Annotated in this window: 13 protein-coding genes; 8 read left to right on the top strand and 5 right to left on the bottom strand. The window is 59.9% G+C overall.

The genetic code is table 11. The annotated features are described in order from the left end of the window. The first annotated feature begins 21 nt into the window (after positions 1–21). Together LJD29_RS17310 and LJD29_RS17305 are read left to right on the top strand one after the other, a co-directional pair. Positions 22–585 carry a hypothetical protein gene (locus LJD29_RS17310; protein WP_446742815.1) on the top strand — a complete coding sequence of 188 codons (564 nt, stop codon included), beginning with the start codon at positions 22–24 and terminating at the stop codon, positions 583–585. 21 nt (positions 586–606) lie between these two features. Next, complete coding sequence (locus tag LJD29_RS17305; RefSeq protein WP_446742814.1) at positions 607–1,380, top strand: copper homeostasis protein CutC; 774 nt, start codon at positions 607–609, stop codon at positions 1,378–1,380. Between the two features lie 69 nt (positions 1,381–1,449). Here the strand turns inward: LJD29_RS17305 and LJD29_RS17300 are convergent, their stop codons facing one another. Together LJD29_RS17300 and LJD29_RS17295 are read right to left on the bottom strand one after the other, a co-directional pair. After that, positions 1,450–2,754, bottom strand: a complete 1,305-nt coding sequence (locus LJD29_RS17300; protein WP_446742813.1) for a multicopper oxidase family protein — start codon at positions 2,752–2,754, stop codon at positions 1,450–1,452. 32 nt (positions 2,755–2,786) lie between these two features. Further along, on the bottom strand, positions 2,787–3,593 hold the full coding sequence (locus tag LJD29_RS17295) for a hypothetical protein (RefSeq protein ID WP_446742812.1): 807 nt from the start codon (positions 3,591–3,593) through the stop codon (positions 2,787–2,789). Positions 3,594–3,825: 232 nt separating this feature from the next. On the opposite strand from LJD29_RS17295, the gene LJD29_RS17290 reads away from it, so the two are divergent. The 4 genes from LJD29_RS17290 (at position 3,826) to LJD29_RS17275 (ending at position 6,778) form a co-directional block, all read left to right on the top strand. Continuing rightward, a complete protein-coding gene (locus LJD29_RS17290; protein WP_446742811.1) occupies positions 3,826–4,422 on the top strand; it encodes a YkgJ family cysteine cluster protein in 597 nt (198 codons plus the stop codon). A 222-nt stretch (positions 4,423–4,644) separates the two neighbouring features. Continuing rightward, the gene (locus LJD29_RS17285) at positions 4,645–4,947 is read left to right on the top strand and encodes a hypothetical protein (protein ID WP_446742810.1); all 303 of its coding nucleotides are present in this window, start codon (positions 4,645–4,647) and stop codon (positions 4,945–4,947) included. Positions 4,948–5,021: 74 nt separating this feature from the next. Continuing rightward, positions 5,022–5,897, top strand: a complete 876-nt coding sequence (gene bufB, locus LJD29_RS17280) for an MNIO family bufferin maturase (protein WP_446742809.1) — start codon at positions 5,022–5,024, stop codon at positions 5,895–5,897. Continuing rightward, entirely contained in the window at positions 5,894–6,778 is an 885-nt protein-coding gene (locus tag LJD29_RS17275) for an HvfC/BufC family peptide modification chaperone (protein ID WP_446742808.1), read from the top strand. The genes bufB and LJD29_RS17275 overlap by 4 nt, the downstream gene beginning before the upstream one ends. A 173-nt stretch (positions 6,779–6,951) precedes the next feature. Here the strand turns inward: LJD29_RS17275 and LJD29_RS17270 are convergent, their stop codons facing one another. The 3 genes from LJD29_RS17270 to LJD29_RS17260 form a co-directional block, all read right to left on the bottom strand. Further along, the gene (locus LJD29_RS17270; protein WP_446742807.1) at positions 6,952–9,411 is read right to left on the bottom strand and encodes an ABC transporter permease; all 2,460 of its coding nucleotides are present in this window, start codon (positions 9,409–9,411) and stop codon (positions 6,952–6,954) included. A 21-nt stretch (positions 9,412–9,432) separates the two neighbouring features. Next, a complete protein-coding gene (locus tag LJD29_RS17265; protein WP_446742806.1) occupies positions 9,433–11,982 on the bottom strand; it encodes an ABC transporter permease in 2,550 nt (849 codons plus the stop codon). Between the two features lie 144 nt (positions 11,983–12,126). Continuing rightward, a complete protein-coding gene (locus LJD29_RS17260; protein WP_446742805.1) occupies positions 12,127–12,414 on the bottom strand; it encodes a hypothetical protein in 288 nt (95 codons plus the stop codon). Positions 12,415–12,499: 85 nt separating this feature from the next. Here LJD29_RS17260 and LJD29_RS17255 point away from each other — a divergent pair, with 85 nt between their 5' ends. Together LJD29_RS17255 and feoB are read left to right on the top strand one after the other, a co-directional pair. Continuing rightward, a complete protein-coding gene (locus tag LJD29_RS17255) occupies positions 12,500–12,742 on the top strand; it encodes a FeoA family protein (protein ID WP_446742804.1) in 243 nt (80 codons plus the stop codon). Further along, on the top strand, positions 12,739–14,640 hold the full coding sequence (feoB, locus tag LJD29_RS17250; RefSeq protein WP_446742803.1) for a ferrous iron transport protein B: 1,902 nt from the start codon (positions 12,739–12,741) through the stop codon (positions 14,638–14,640). Before LJD29_RS17255 ends, feoB begins: the two co-directional genes overlap by 4 nt.

The following is a 14,640-nucleotide window of genomic DNA, read 5'->3' as shown; positions in this document are numbered from 1 at the left end:
GTCATGAAGGAGATTCACTGAATGAAATCCTCTCTCCGCAACCGGATCGCGGCAGCCCTGTTGCTTTCCGCCTCGCTCACCGCGTTTTCCCCGCGGCTCTTTGCACAGGCCCCTACCGCCGCGACCGCATCACAGCCCGAAGCCATCCTGCATCCGGCTGAGGCGGCGAAGATTCTTCCCGACCAGGTCTTCTTCCGCGGACAGACCGCCACCACGCAGGCACGCAATGCCACGGGAGTTCGCTACGCCGATGGCTTCTTCACCCTGTCGATCATCGTTGACAACTCCGGCTACTCGAGCGGGATCCAGGACAAGTACCAGGCTTACCTCCTGACCGAAGTCCCGCTTTCCATCGGCGGCCACAACCTGCCCCCCGGAACCTATGGCGTCGGCATCACCAAGGCCTCCGGCTCACCCGCCTTCCAGGTGATGGATATAGGCGCGCACGACCTTTTCTCCGCGCAGGCTGTGAACGACCTCAAGCTGCATCGCCCCACACCGCTGCAGATTCTCGCCGGTTCGACCGCAGGCCAATACCGGCTCTACTTCGGCCGCAATTACGTCGAATTCACGCGAGCCAAGTAAGCTGTCTAGAGAATGGTACCGATGACAAATCTCCCCCTACTCGAAATCTGTCTTGAGTCTTTCGAAGACTGTCTCGCCGCCCAGCAAGGCGGCGCGCAGCGGGTCGAACTCTGCGCCAACCTGCTCGAAGGCGGAACGACACCCTCCGCAGGAATGATCCACGCGGTCTGCGATCGCCTCGATATCGACGTTATGGTCATGATTCGCCCACGCGGTGGCGACTTCCTCTACACCGGCGCCGAGTTCGAGATGATGCGCCGCGACATCGAGGTCGCAAAAGAGGCAGGAGCCGACGGCATCGTGCTTGGACTACTGAAAGCCGATGGCACCGTAGACGTGGCACGTACCCGCGAACTGGTCGAACTGGCCGCTCCACTCCCTGTCACCTTTCACCGCGCCATAGACGTGTCAAAGGATCTATTCGAGTCGCTCGAAGCTGTGATCGAGACCGGATGCGCCCGCATCCTTACCTCTGGCGGCAAGCCATCGGTCGTCGACGCAACCGATGTCGTCGCAAAGATGGTCGAGCAGGCCGGGGACCGTATCGTCATCATGCCCGGCTGCGGCATCGAGAGAGACAACCTGCTCGAAGTTGCCAGCAAAACCAGGGCCAACGAGTTCCACGTCTATCTCGCTCAGCAGACCGACAGCCCCATGACCTTCCGCCGCGAGAACATACCGATGGGCGGTGTTCCCGGCCGTGAATACCTGCGCTTCGAAACCAAAACCGAAGATGTTCAGGCTATCGCGGAGTTGCTGAAAGGCAGCGATCAGAGCTCGGAACACAGCGCTTAGTAATAACCCGCACCATTTGCATTGTCATTCCCAGCGGGCGCGAACCTCAGCCCGCTGAGGTCCGCTCGCTCACCGGTATCGAAACAGCATCATGAACCCGAAATCCATGTGTGTCTGCTGATGGCAATGGAAGAGCGTGTCGCCCGGGTTCGAAGCAACGAAGTCCACCTCCGCCGTCCCATTCGCCTTCACCACCAGCACATCCTTGTGCAAACCACTCATGGCCTTCCCATCGATGCTCGTCACTTCGAACGAATGCCGATGCAGATGGATGGGGTGATCGTCCGTGCTCATGTTTTTCATCGCCAGCCGATACCGCTTTCCAGCGACCAGCGGAATGACATCTGTCTTCGGAAAAGACTTTCCGTTGATCATCCAGTAATCGAACTCGCCATGCCCGCGAAACTTCGACTTGAATACGAGGGGGACCACCGTATCGGCATGATTCTGTTGCGATAATCCGCTCGCAAATATCCCGTAGTCCCAGGTTGCTTCCGGCGGATCCTGCCAGCGCGCCTCGCCCGTTTGCCCGGCATACTCCACAACGATTCCTGTGCCCGCCTTGCGATAGTCTTCACGTGTCTCGCCCAGCACCCACACTCCGGGATGATCCATCGCCACCACAACATCGACGCGTTCCGCCGGGGCCAGCCTGACAGCCGCCACCTTCCGTGGAGCAGGAACAGCATTCCCGTCCATCGCAACAACCGTCATCTCATGGCCGGCCAACGCAAGCCAGTGCGTCAGGGTTGCGCTGGCATTCAGCACCCGAAAGAGCACCCGCTCGCCCTGTTTCACACGCACCGGTTCACCGTGGCCGAGCATCCGGTCACCTATGGTCCCGTATTCATAGACTGCGTCCATCGACGCATCGGCGCCGCCGCCCATGCTGGCATTCCAGTCGTGCAGCGTTAGAAAGACTTCGCGGTCGAAGTCGCCCGGCTCCTGCTTCGGCTCGACGTAGAAGCAACCGAACTGCCCCGAGTAGAGGCTCTTTTTCAGGTCGTGCCCGGCATATCCGTGCGTGTGGTACCAGCGAAAACCCGCGGGCTGCGGCGTGAACTCATAACGAAGCTGCCCGCCCGGCGCAATCATCGGCGAACCTTCTTCCATCGCCCCGTCCTGCAGCGAAGGAATCCATTGCCCGTGCCAATGCACCAGCTCCGGAGCGTCTGTCTTATTCACTACGTCGATCGCAATCGGTTTGCCCTCGGGCCAGCGGATCAGCGGACCGGGAACACTGCCGTTATAAGCAACCGTGTGAATGACCTTACCCGGCGCAATCTCGAGCTTCAACGGAGCGATCTCCAGCCTCACGTCTGCCGCCGGTTGCGCCCAGCCGCTCCGGGCCGCCGCGGCCGCTGCAGCCGCCATACCTAGAAATTTTCGCCGGTCCACATGCATGGCTATTGCGTGCTCTCCGAGGTTCCGGCCCGATGGTGCGACCAGTCGAAGTGCCTTCCCACGATGGCCTTCACGATCAGGTGATCCGTGCTTCCCGTCACACCCACTCCGACACCGAAGTTAATCTCCCATTGCGGAGACACATTCAGATCCACCGCGGGAAAGAACTGCTGTTCCTGCTCGTGGAAAGAATCGAATGCGCCAAGCCTGCCATAGTTGGCGTAGTACTCCAGGCCGCCCGAGATCTGCTTGGTGAAGTCGTAGCCGACCTTCGCGCTCGGCGAAAAGCCCACGCCCTCGCTCACCGTCTGCCCATGGAACGAACGCTCGAGCGCCGGATTCACCGCAAAATACCAGCGGCCAACCGTCTTATCGACAATCGGACGAATCTCCCACGTCCACGTATCGGTCGAGAAGTCGCGGCGCTGGTAGCCTATCTCGGTTGAAAGGCTCACGCCCAGCGGCCAGTGCCAGCTGTCGGGCACACGCACTCGCGGACGAATGTGATCGCCCACCCACTGCACGCCCTGGCCGCTGCGCGAGCTCGTAAAGATGTAGAAGCCTACCTCGGACCAGTTGTTGATTCCCTGCGTAATCTCAACCGTCTCATGCTGAGCGTGGTTCGTCGGATACATCCGGTCTGCCGCGTAGACAGAGCCGGGCAGAGGTCTCGATCCATCGGCGGTGAAGTTACTGTGCAGCTCCACCATCGTGCTCTTCGGAGCGATCGTATCCGCTCCATATACCTGGATCTCGTAGTTGTCCTGCGCTGCGGCGCTGCGGCTCATCACACACGCTACGATCAGCATCGCAACCGCGCATACCGATCTCAATCTGCAATTGCGAGGGACCTTCACATAATCAACGTATCAGGAGTGAATACGACCACTTTGATCGCAAAATCGCGGGCGCTATCTCATTCATAAGCTGTCATTCCGAACGCAGTAAGAAGTTTCGATACGTTATAGAAGCGCACAGTATCGCCGCACTAACCACGCTGTCTCCTCGTCACGGGTGGGCACTCCGCATTATCCTGAACTCATGCCCCCAAACGATCAGCAGCTCGTGCAGATCATCGATGCTGCGACTGCGGACGCTGCCAGGCGCGCAGGGCACTGGCTGCATTGCCACCCCGGCTGCACGCAGTGCTGCGTCGGCATCTTCTCAATCAACCAACTCGATGCAGAGCGTCTTCGCAACGGTCTTGAGATCACCACGCAGATCGATCCTGCTCGAGCCGCACGCGTTCGCAAGCGCGTTGCTGAATCCGTCGCACGGCTCACGCCGCAGTTTCCGGGCGACGCGGCCACCGGCATTCTCAACCAGGAAGACCCATCCTTCGAAGACTTCGGCAACGAAGAGACCTGCCCCGTGCTCGATCCGCAAACCGGCATGTGCGACCTTTATTCCTGGCGTCCCGTCACCTGTCGCGTATTCGGGCTGCCGCTGCGCACCGAAGAAGGAATCGGAGTATGCGAGTTGTGTTTCGATGGAGCAAACGAACAGGAGATTCTCGCCGCCGAGCTCTCGACCGAGTGGTCGCCAGTAGAGGAAGGCCTCAATCAGGCTGCGGAGCAGCGGAGCGGATTGCGCGGAACAACCACGATCGCCTTCGCACTGCGCAACCGAGGTGAATGATCCTGCGAGCGGCGGCGCAGCCTGCGTAACGCCTGCAATGATGTGCGCTAGAACGAACCGCGATGACATTTGGATGTGGAAGAAAACAAAAACATTTAAGTGACAAATGGCACGTATTTTTTTTGAGAAATGCTGTAACCTTAACCCCGCTGATGTACTCCTAGTACGCAGCACAGGTCTCCCGCCGGCCATCTACGCCGGGTCTTGACCTGAAGGAGAGGAATGACAATGACAAACTCGATGAAGACCCTTATGGTTGCTGCGGCCGTTTCCGGCCTGCTCGGTGGAACCGCCACAATGCAGGCTGCCACGACCTCGCAGGCAAACAACCCCGTAGTTAAGGCGGGCAAAGCGTCGTTCAGCAGCGCTTCGTCCAACTTCGCTGACGACAAGCACTCCTGTAAAGGAAAGAACGATTGCAAGGGCCAGGGCGGCTGCAAGAGCAGCGACAATGGCTGCAAGGGCAAGAACAGCTGCAAGGGCAAGGGCGGCTGCGCAACTGACGGCTCCAAAATGCCTAAGTAGTTCTACCCTTCTGTTACAAACCCGGGGCCGGCAGCGATGCCGGCCCTTTTCCCCAAACAGGAGTCAAACTTCCGATGCCTGCCAATCGTTTTAACGGATTCACCGAGTACGGAGTCGGAATCGGTCTTCGCATCCCGCACTACCAGCACATCCTTTCGAAAAAGCCGGTCGTCGACTGGTTCGAAATCATCTCTGAAAACTACATGATCGATGGCGGCCGTCCGCTGCAGATCCTCGATCAGATTCTCGATCAATACAAAGTGGTGCAGCACGGCGTCTCCATGTACTTCGGCTCCGCCAGCGATCCCGATCCCGAGCATTTAAAGCGCCTCAAGCAGCTCGTACGCCGCACTAACACGCCATGGCTCAGCGACCATCTCTGCTGGGGCTCCGTCGACGGCCGCTACACGCACGACCTGCTTCCCATGCCTTATACCTGGGAGGCCGTAAAGGTCACCGCCGAGCGCATCCGCAATGTGCGCGATTATCTTGAGATCCCTATCGCCGTCGAAAACGTCTCGAGCTACGCCGAGTATCACGTCTCCGAGATGACCGAATGGGAGTTCCTCAACGAAGTCGTCGAAAGCGCCGACTGCGGCATCCTGCTCGACGTGAACAACATTTATGTCTCGTCTCAGAACCATAGCTTCGATCCGTTTACCTACGTAAACTCAGTGCCCGCAGAGCGAATCGCACAGATCCACATTGCCGGCCACTCGAAGTTCGAGAAGTACATTCTCGACACGCACGATCATCCCGTGCTCGACCCAGTGTGGGATCTCTACGCGCGTACCATCGAACGCGCCGGCCCCACAGCAACGCTGCTCGAGTGGGACGACAACATCCCCAGCTTCGAAGAAGTGCATGCCGAGGCACTCAAGGCCCATCGCTATCTCGCAGCCGCGAAGCCCACGAAAGAAGAACCAGCACTCGAAGAGGCCGCGAAATGAGCGAGCTACTCGAACTCCAGCGCCGCGTTGCCGCCGCCGTCATGCAGCCGCTCACCCGCGCCGAGACGATGCCGCGCAAGCAGCCGGATGGCCGCTTGAACCGCACTGAAGCCGAAGCGATGATCAAGCCAAACGACCGGCTTACATCCTTCGATCGCCTCGAGATCTACAACCGGCAGTACTGGTTCCGGCTCTACTCCTGCTTCGAAGAAGACTTTCCAGGAGTGAAGGCGATCATTGGCAGCACGCGCTTCGATAAGCTGATGCGCGCTTACCTTACCGAGCGACCATCAACGTCTTTCTCGCTGCGCAACCTGGGGTCGAAGCTCGATAAGTGGCTCAACGAAAATCCGGAACACCTGGGACCGCGTCCGCAGCTCGCGCTCGATATGGCACGGCTTGAGTGGGCGCACATCGACGCCTTCGACTCCGCGCAACTGCCCCCTATCGATGCCGACGAGCTGGCCTCGATCAACGAGCAGTCCATTCTCAAACTCCAGCCGTTCCTGCGCGTGCTCGAGCTGAACTATCCGGTCGACGACCTGCTCATCGAGCTGCGCAGCGAAAACGGCAGCGCCGACTCGTCGAGCAACAATGCCAGCATCGAGCGCAAGCGCAGGCATGTGCGCCGCGTCTCTTCCCTACCCGCGGAAGAGATTCATCTCGCTGTGCATCGCCACGACAACTCGATCTACTACAAGCGTCTGCACCGCGAAGACTATCGCCTGCTCGACGCAGTGCTCTCCGGCAAGCCCCTGGGAGAAGCCATCGAGTACGCCTTCACTGACACAACTATCCCCGAGGAAGAACGCGGAGCCTTTCTGCAGCAGGCCTTCGCCACCTGGGCAGAACTCGGCTGGTTTGTCACGCTGGTTAAGTAACGGGTATGCAGCGGGTGCCCCATCCATGACGGCCGTTTCGTCATGGGTGGGTACACACTTGGCCATGAGTGGTTTACACGTGGCGGTAATGCCTAAGCTGACTCACAAAGGTAGGCGCGGGCTTCAGCCCGCGCACCTAATGGCAATGACAATGGGCCTTCAGGCCCTGAGGCTCACTCCGACCGCAGCGTAGAAGCCGGATCCACCCGCCCCGCCCGCAGCGCAGGAGGCACACTCGCTGCCAAAACAATCAGAGCCAACAGCAGCGGAGCACCAATCAACGTCACAGGATCGTACACGCCCACGCCATACAATTCGCTCTTCAACACGCGCAGCACCAGCAGCGAAATTCCCAATCCGGCAGCGATGCCAAACCCAGCGGCGACCACTCCGGAAGCAAGCATCTCGCGCATCACGCGGCCGGTCGAAGCTCCCAACGCAATGCGAATGCCGATCTCGCGCATCTGTTGTACCACGAGGCTCGAAACCAGCGCATATACGCCCACCGCCGACAACAACAACGCCAACCCAGCGAGCACCGTGAGCAGCAGCACCTCGATCCTCTGCGTCTCGAGTTCATGCCGCATGATCTGATCCATCGAATAAAAGCCTGAGAATGGCAGCCGAGGATCCACCTTCGCCATCGCCTCACGCATAGCAATCGGCAACTGTGGCGTGATTGCATCTGCGCGTACGATCCATGAAGGCTGAAACCATGTGTGCACAGTGGCGAGGCCCGACACCGGAAACTGCGTCGCGGGCATGTAGTAGACAGGTTCAGTGCCAAGCGGCGCCGACGATCGAATTCCCTGCTCTTTGGTCACGTCGCTGACCACGCCAATAATTTCCATCGGCGTCGAGTGGCTCGCGCCGAACGAGTTTGCGATATGCCGTCCGACTACGGCTGTCGTCCCGAAAAACTCCTTCGCAAATCCCGCATTCACCACGACGACCGGCTCGCTTGTGGCTGTATCGCTGTCAGTAAACCCGCGACCGGTCAGCAGTGGGACGCGCAGAGTTGAGAAGTATTCTGGAGTGACATAGGTCATGCTCGAGGCCGTACCGTTTCCTGCCTGCTTCCCGTCAAGAATGAGAATGGGAAGGTTAAGCCCACGCTCATAGGGCAAACTTAATCCTGCCGCTGCGTCCTCCACGCCTGGGATCCGCTTCATCGCGGCAACGCTATTGCGGAGGAGCGTTTGAAAAGCCGCGCCATCGCGGTAGCGCGCATCATCGAGAGATGCCTTAGCCGTCAGCACATTATGCGAATCGAATCCCGGAGGCAGAGTCTCAAGGTGTGTGAGCGTGCGCACCAGCAAGCCTGAACCGGCAATCAGCACCAGTGTAATCGCGATCTCCGCGCCAATAAGCGTCTTGCGCACACGGTTGGACCCTCCGGCAATCGAGCGGCTTGAGGTTGCGAGCGAAGTGCGCAGGTCCACACGCCGCGTCACCAGGGCAGGCAACGCTCCGAAGAGCAGGCTCGTCCCCACGCTCAACGCCAGCGTAAAGCCCAGCACTCGGTAGTCGAGGGCCAGGCCCTGGGCCGGTATCATCCCCTTCGGCAAAAAGTCAGGCAGTCCTGCCAGAATGAGTTCCGCAAGCCCGAGTCCGGCCAGCGAACCGATGACGGCAAGCACCAAATTCTCGATCCACACCTGGCGCAGAATGTCGCCGCGTGTAGCGCCCAGTGCCAGGCGCGTGGCAATCTCCTGCGTGCGTCGCGAAATCCGCACCAGCGTAAGTCCGGCGAGGTTGGCACAGGCAATCAGCAGGATCGCACCCACCACCAGCATCAACGCTGTCAGCTTCGGCTTCATGCCGGATGCATTACTCTGCTCCATCGGCTGCGCGTAGAGCCGGGCACTCTTGGCGTGTTCGTAGTCGGGATGCACTTCGATTCGTCCCAGCTCCGACTGCGCCTGCTGCCAGCTTGTCCCCGGCTTCAAACGCACCATGATGCCGCAATCGTAACCGTCACAAGCACCATTTATGCCGGGCTTCAACGAGGTCCATAACTCCGCGTTTCCACCTGGAGCGGCGAGGTTCGCGGGCATCACGCCTACCACCGAATAGGGCTCTCCCTTGATCTCGACAGATCGGCCCACCACTCCGGTATCACCATGGAAGGTTGATTGCCAGAGCGCATAGCTCAATATCGCCGCATTCTGGCCGCCCGCAAGCGTTTCCTCTTCCGAAAACTCCCGGCCGAGGTAGGGGCGAATGCCCAAAGCCTCGAAGTAATGCGAAGTGACTGCGCCCGAGCGGACATAGCGGGCGGCATTTCCACCCGCGCTTCCCGGGTTCAGATTCGCTCCGTTTCCCTCAGAGTCGATGCTCTCCTCGTAAGCCGCAATCGTTACGGAACGCGCATTGTCGTGGACGTTCCGCCAGATCTTCGTATCGACACTGCTGTTCTCCTGGGCGTCTCCGTGCATGCCCTCGACATGCGTCATCAACAGGGCCAGCTTCTCCGGCTCCGGGTACGGCAGCTTCCTCAGCAGGAATCCATCCACCATGCTGAAGACAGCCGTGTTCACGCCCACACCCAGCGCAAGCGTGGCGATCACAGCGAGTGCAAATCCCGGAGCCTTATGTAACTGACGCAGAGCGAATTTCAGGTCATCGATCATATTCTTCTCCGTAATCGTTACTTATTCGGCGCGCAAGGCTTCCATCGGCTCGACCGACGAGGCGCGCTGGGCCGGAATCGCCGCCGCAATCAGCGCCGCTCCGCTCAGCAGCAATGCAGCCCCTCCCAGAATCACCGGGCTGTACGGCTTCACCGCAAAGAGCTGGTTGGCGATGGCGTAACCCGCTCCGATGGCCGCAGGAACCCCAAGCGCCAGCCCGAAAGCAATCTGCGTGAATGCGTTGCGCATCACCATCTTCACGACCGAAACGCGATCAGCGCCCAACGCCATGCGGATACCGATCTCGCCACGCCGCTGCTCTACCGCATAAGACATCACGCCGTAGAGACCGATCGCCGCCAGGACCAACGCCAGCCCGCCAAACAGCGATGTGAGCTGAGCGATCATATTCTGCTGGGAGAAATCGAGGCTGAGTACCTCGTCGTACGATGTGAAGTCCTGCAGGACCAGGTTCGGGTCCACGTCGGCCAACGCATGGCGTACCTGGTCGTTCAGGTTTGCCGGCGTCCCCGAGGCCCAAAGAACGATGTTCTGCAGATAATGCGACTCAACCTCGCTGCGTTGCTGGTTTGCTTCGACAAAGTTAACCGACTGTGTCTCCGGCACAAAAAACATCTGCCGTATCGGATCGTTCATCGGACCTGTAACGTAACGAGCATCGGATGCGACGCCGACGATCTCCCAATCGCCCGCGTGGCTCGGACTATTCAACCCAAAGTGCTGGCCGATGGGACTTTGATTTTTGAAGAACTTCTTCGCAAAGGCCTGGTTGATCACCACAACTTTTCTCGAAGCTGCCGTGTCCTGCTTCGTGATGGGGCGTCCCATGACGATTCGGTCGCCGATCGCTTCGAAGAATCCCGGTCCGACACGAGTCATGCTCGCTTCGTCGTAGTTGTTCGGTGGTCTGCCTTCGATCGAGACCCCATTATTCCAACTATCGCCGCTCATGGGCGCGTAGAGCGATTCACCGACCGCATGCACGCCCGGGATTGCCTCAAACCGTTCCTGCAGGCGTTCGAACAGGTTCTCAAGCTGCTCCGGTTTATAACCGGCCTCTCTCGGATCGAGCCACACGATATACCGGTTTCGCGTTTCGAACCCGAAGTTCTGATGGTGCAATTGATGCAGGCTCTGCGACAACATAGCTGCAGAGCTCAGCAGTACCAGCGACATCACCGCCTGCCCCATCACCAGGATCCGCTGCGGCAGCGCCGCCTTCGGGCCGTTCGCGCCGATTGCCCGGTTTGCTCCGCGCATCGCCTCTACAGGCTCGGCATGCGTCGTGATCCATGCAGGGGCCAGCGAAAAGAGGACACCGGTCAACAAAGACGCACCGAACGCAAACAACAGCACCGCCGGCGAAGGAGCCGCATCGATCGGAACATAATCCTTACTGCGGAATGCGAGGTGAAGAATCATCGTGGTGCCGGCATAAGCCACTCCAATTCCGGCAAGCCCTCCCAGTGCACTCAGCAGCAGGCTCTCCACTATCGCTTTTTTCACCAGGCGAGGACGCGAAGCCCCGAGAGCCATCCGCACTGACAGCTCCTGTTTTCTTCCCAGTCCGCGAGCCAGCAACAGGTTTGCAAGATTGGCGCAGGCAATGAGCAGCACGCAGCCGGAAGCCGCGAGCAGCAGCTTCAGTCCCGCTCCATAGTCTTCACGCATCTGGGTGATGCCGGCGCCGCCCGGGGCCAGATGCAGCGTCTGCTTGGGAATGTCATTCCTGGTCTGCTGCGGCATGTCCGCGGCATGGCTGTCCAGCCACTGGCGCAACTCCAGCTTCAACTGCGATTCGAGCTGCCGGGGATCCGTACCCGGACGCACCCGCCCGATCACCTCGAGCCAGTGGGTGTCCGGCGTGTTCAGGTGCGAGCTGGCGCCCTCGAGCATCGGCTCCATCTGCAATGGCAGCCAGAAGTCTGGAGTCCGGCCGCTGCCCAGGAACGCGCCGAAGAACCCCGGCGCTGCCACTCCCACCACGGTGAAGGATTTGCCGTTGAGTTGATAGGTCGAGCCGATCACAGCGGGGTCGCTGCCAAACTTTTGCTGCCAGACATGGAAGCTCATGACGGCAGCCGGTGACGCGATGGGATGATCATCCGATTCGTTCAACATGCGGCCTGCCCACGCCTGCACACCGAAGGTGCGGAAGAAATTCCCCGACACGAACTCGCCATTGAATGGCTGCGCCGGCTGGCTGCTGCCGGCCCGCCGGCCTGAGAGAGACTCATTGCCTCCCTGGAACGCTGCCAGGTCGCTGAACGCTGGCGTGTGGTCGCGGAAATAGCGATAAAGCTCGTAGGAGAAGATCGAGTACTCCTCCGACTGCGAATAACCGCCCCACACGCAGCAATGCGTTTTGTTACCGAGCTTGTAGAGCTCTTCCGGCTTCGCCACTGGAAGCGACTTCAGCAGTACCGCGTGCACCAGCGTAAAAATCGCTGTTGTCGCGCCAATCCCCAACGCAAGTGTAAGAATCGCCGTCACCGCAAACCCCGGCGATTTTCTTAGCTGCCGTAGAGCGTAAAGAATGTCCTGAACCATAATCTGCAGTTCTCCAGTCACACATAACTGCAAGCACCGGCCCAGACCAGGAAAGTGGCAAAACGCTCAGGACAAACGGCTTTGCGTTATCCGGCAATCGTGCAGATTGTCCGGACACGGAAAGGCTGTTCGGAATCGAACAGTTCAGGCGATCAGCGCGCGTGATATCTCGTCCCATTCGGCTTCAAGAGGAAGACGCGAATGCGGTTTGCCGGCCTGCTGATACCAGTACCCGGCGTTCCCCTCATCGCCTTCCTTGCGGTGCAGGTAGGCATGCACCCACGAGCCCTCGGGCGTATCGATATCCTGCGCGATCTCATGGGCGCGGTTCCACTTACCCTTGCCGTCCCACCACATCGCTACTGCCAGCAGGGGCAGGTTCTCAGGTGGCTCCGGACCATTCAGACTTGTCACAAAATCGTCAAAGTTCATGGTCAGGATTCTAATCTCCCCCTAAATGCGAGCAATTCAGTCCGCATTGCGATATCATTAATTTTTAACGTGGGTTGGACGGAAGTTGAAGGCACTCAGCGAGCTGAATATCGGAGCCATGGCGGTTGTCGAAAGCCTTGATCTGCCGGAAGAGGTGGGGCACCACCTGATGCACATGGGCTTTACGCCCGATGCACGGGTCGTCGTACTTCGCCGCGCACCAGCAGGCGATCCCACCGTTTATGCCATCGACGGCTTCGAGATCGCGCTTCGCCGGGACACGGCCCGCGCAATCCGCGTGCGGCTGGCCGAGGAGGGGACTCGATGAGCGACTGCTGTTCCACCGATACCATCGAACTGCCCGCCGAATCGCTCACCCCGCGCGTTGCCGGCAAGATCCGCACCGTCGCCCTCGTCGGACCGCCAAACTCCGGTAAGTCCACCCTTTTCAACCGCCTCACCGGACTCCGGCAGAAGGTCGCAAATTACCCCGGCGTGACCGTCGAGCAGCACTTCGGTAAGCTCAGCGGCATCGGCCGCAGCGACCTCGTCCTGATCGATCTGCCCGGCATCTATTCTCTCGATTCGTATTCCGAAGATGCCCGCGTCGCCGTCGACGTGCTGCACGGCAATATGCCCGGCAGCCCTGTGCCGGATGCCGTCCTGCTGGTGCTCGATTCCCTGCACCTGCGCCGCCAGTTAATGCTGGCCGCTCCGATTCTTGCGCTCAACCTGCCTACGCTGGTCCTGCTGAACATGAGCGACCTGATGGAAACGCGCGGCGGCGAGGTCGATTCACTCGCGCTTGCGCAGGAGCTCGGCGTTCCGGTTGCCAAAATCAGCGGTTCGCGTGGCACCGGTCTCGATTCCATCACGCATTTCCTCAATCGCAAGAGCGAGCCTACGCTGCCCAGCGCCAACCGGCTGGAGTTGCCCGTCGTCGGCAACGCCCGCTCCTATCGCCAGTGGGCCACCGGCATCAGCACGCGCACCAAGTACAAGGCGCCGCTCTCGTCCGAGTGGACACAGAAGCTCGACCGCGTCCTGCTGAACCGCATTGCCGGACCGATCCTGTTCCTTGCCGTCGTCATCTCCGTCTTCCAGGTGGTCTTCTCCATCGGACAGCCGCTCAGCGATGGCCTCGGCAGTGTTCTGAACGCCGTGGGCGATAAAGTCGGAACCCTCCTCGGCACTGGATGGCTGGAATCGCTGCTGATCGACGGCATCTGGAAAGGCGTGGCCTCGGTGCTCGTCTTCCTGCCGCAGATCCTGCTGCTTTTCCTGTTTATTGGAGTGCTTGAGGATTCGGGCTATCTCGCCCGCGCCGCGCTCATCGCCGACCGCATGATGCGATCCATCGGCCTCAACGGCAAGGCTTTCATTCCGCTACTCTCGGCCTATGCCTGCGCAGTTCCGGCAATCATGGCCACGCGCACCATTGAGAATAAGCGCGACCGCTTCGCAACCATCCTGGTCACGCCGTTCATGACCTGCTCGGCGCGCCTGCCTATCTACATCCTGATCATTTCGGCCTTCATCCCCAACAAGCCTATCCTCGGGGATTTCTTCGGAATGAAAGCCGCAGTGATGCTTTCGCTTTATCTGCTCGGCTTTCTCGCCGCGCTGGTGACAGCGCGCCTGCTGAAGTCGTCGATCCTCAAGACCTCGACCGCGCCGTTCATCCTCGAGCTCCCGCAGTACCGCCTGCCCACCCTGCGCTCGCTGGGCCTGCGCGTCGTCGATCGCGGCAAGGTCTTCCTGAAGCAGGCAGGCACCATCATTCTGTGCGTCACCGTGGTGCTCTGGATCCTTAGCCATATCCCCTTCCACTCGGATCTGCCCGGCAGCGTCGTCGGACACGTCGGTCAGTGGATCGAGCCGGTCATCCGACCCCTCGGCTTCAACTGGAAGATTGGTATTGGCCTGCTCAGCTCGATTGTCGCCCGTGAGGTGATCGTCGGAACGCTCGGCACTCTCTACGGAGCCGACCCCGCCACGCAGTCACTCAACCTGCAGGCTGCCCTTCGCCATGACCTGACCCTGGGTGGAGCGCTGGCGCTGGTCGTCTTCTTCGCCTTCGCCATGCAGTGCACCTCGACCATGGCCATCGTGAAGCGCGAAACCAATAGCTGGAAGTGGCCTGCCCTGCAGTTCGTCTACATGACCGGACTCGCCTACATCGCCGCTCTCGCGACCAACCAGATCGTCACCCACTTCGTGCGCTAG

It is taken from the genome of Silvibacterium acidisoli (genome assembly GCA_022870745.1).
Classification (GTDB): domain Bacteria; phylum Acidobacteriota; class Terriglobia; order Terriglobales; family Acidobacteriaceae; genus Silvibacterium.
Note: the sequence above shows the minus strand (reverse complement) of the source record. Positions and strands in the feature narration are given on the sequence as shown.

Coding starts and splice junctions, on each gene's coding strand:
- LJD29_RS17310 (WP_446742815.1), top strand. CDS start 22: ATGAAATCCTCTCTCCGCAACCGGATCGCGGCAGCCCTGTTGCTTTCC.
- LJD29_RS17305 (WP_446742814.1), top strand. CDS start 607: ATGACAAATCTCCCCCTACTCGAAATCTGTCTTGAGTCTTTCGAAGAC.
- LJD29_RS17300 (WP_446742813.1), bottom strand. CDS start 2,754: ATGGCGGCTGCAGCGGCCGCGGCGGCCCGGAGCGGCTGGGCGCAACCG.
- LJD29_RS17295 (WP_446742812.1), bottom strand. CDS start 3,593: ATGCTGATCGTAGCGTGTGTGATGAGCCGCAGCGCCGCAGCGCAGGAC.
- LJD29_RS17290 (WP_446742811.1), top strand. CDS start 3,826: ATGCCCCCAAACGATCAGCAGCTCGTGCAGATCATCGATGCTGCGACT.
- LJD29_RS17285 (WP_446742810.1), top strand. CDS start 4,645: ATGACAATGACAAACTCGATGAAGACCCTTATGGTTGCTGCGGCCGTT.
- bufB (WP_446742809.1), top strand. CDS start 5,022: ATGCCTGCCAATCGTTTTAACGGATTCACCGAGTACGGAGTCGGAATC.
- LJD29_RS17275 (WP_446742808.1), top strand. CDS start 5,894: ATGAGCGAGCTACTCGAACTCCAGCGCCGCGTTGCCGCCGCCGTCATG.
- LJD29_RS17270 (WP_446742807.1), bottom strand. CDS start 9,411: ATGATCGATGACCTGAAATTCGCTCTGCGTCAGTTACATAAGGCTCCG.
- LJD29_RS17265 (WP_446742806.1), bottom strand. CDS start 11,982: ATGGTTCAGGACATTCTTTACGCTCTACGGCAGCTAAGAAAATCGCCG.
- LJD29_RS17260 (WP_446742805.1), bottom strand. CDS start 12,414: ATGAACTTTGACGATTTTGTGACAAGTCTGAATGGTCCGGAGCCACCT.
- feoB (WP_446742803.1), top strand. CDS start 12,739: ATGAGCGACTGCTGTTCCACCGATACCATCGAACTGCCCGCCGAATCG.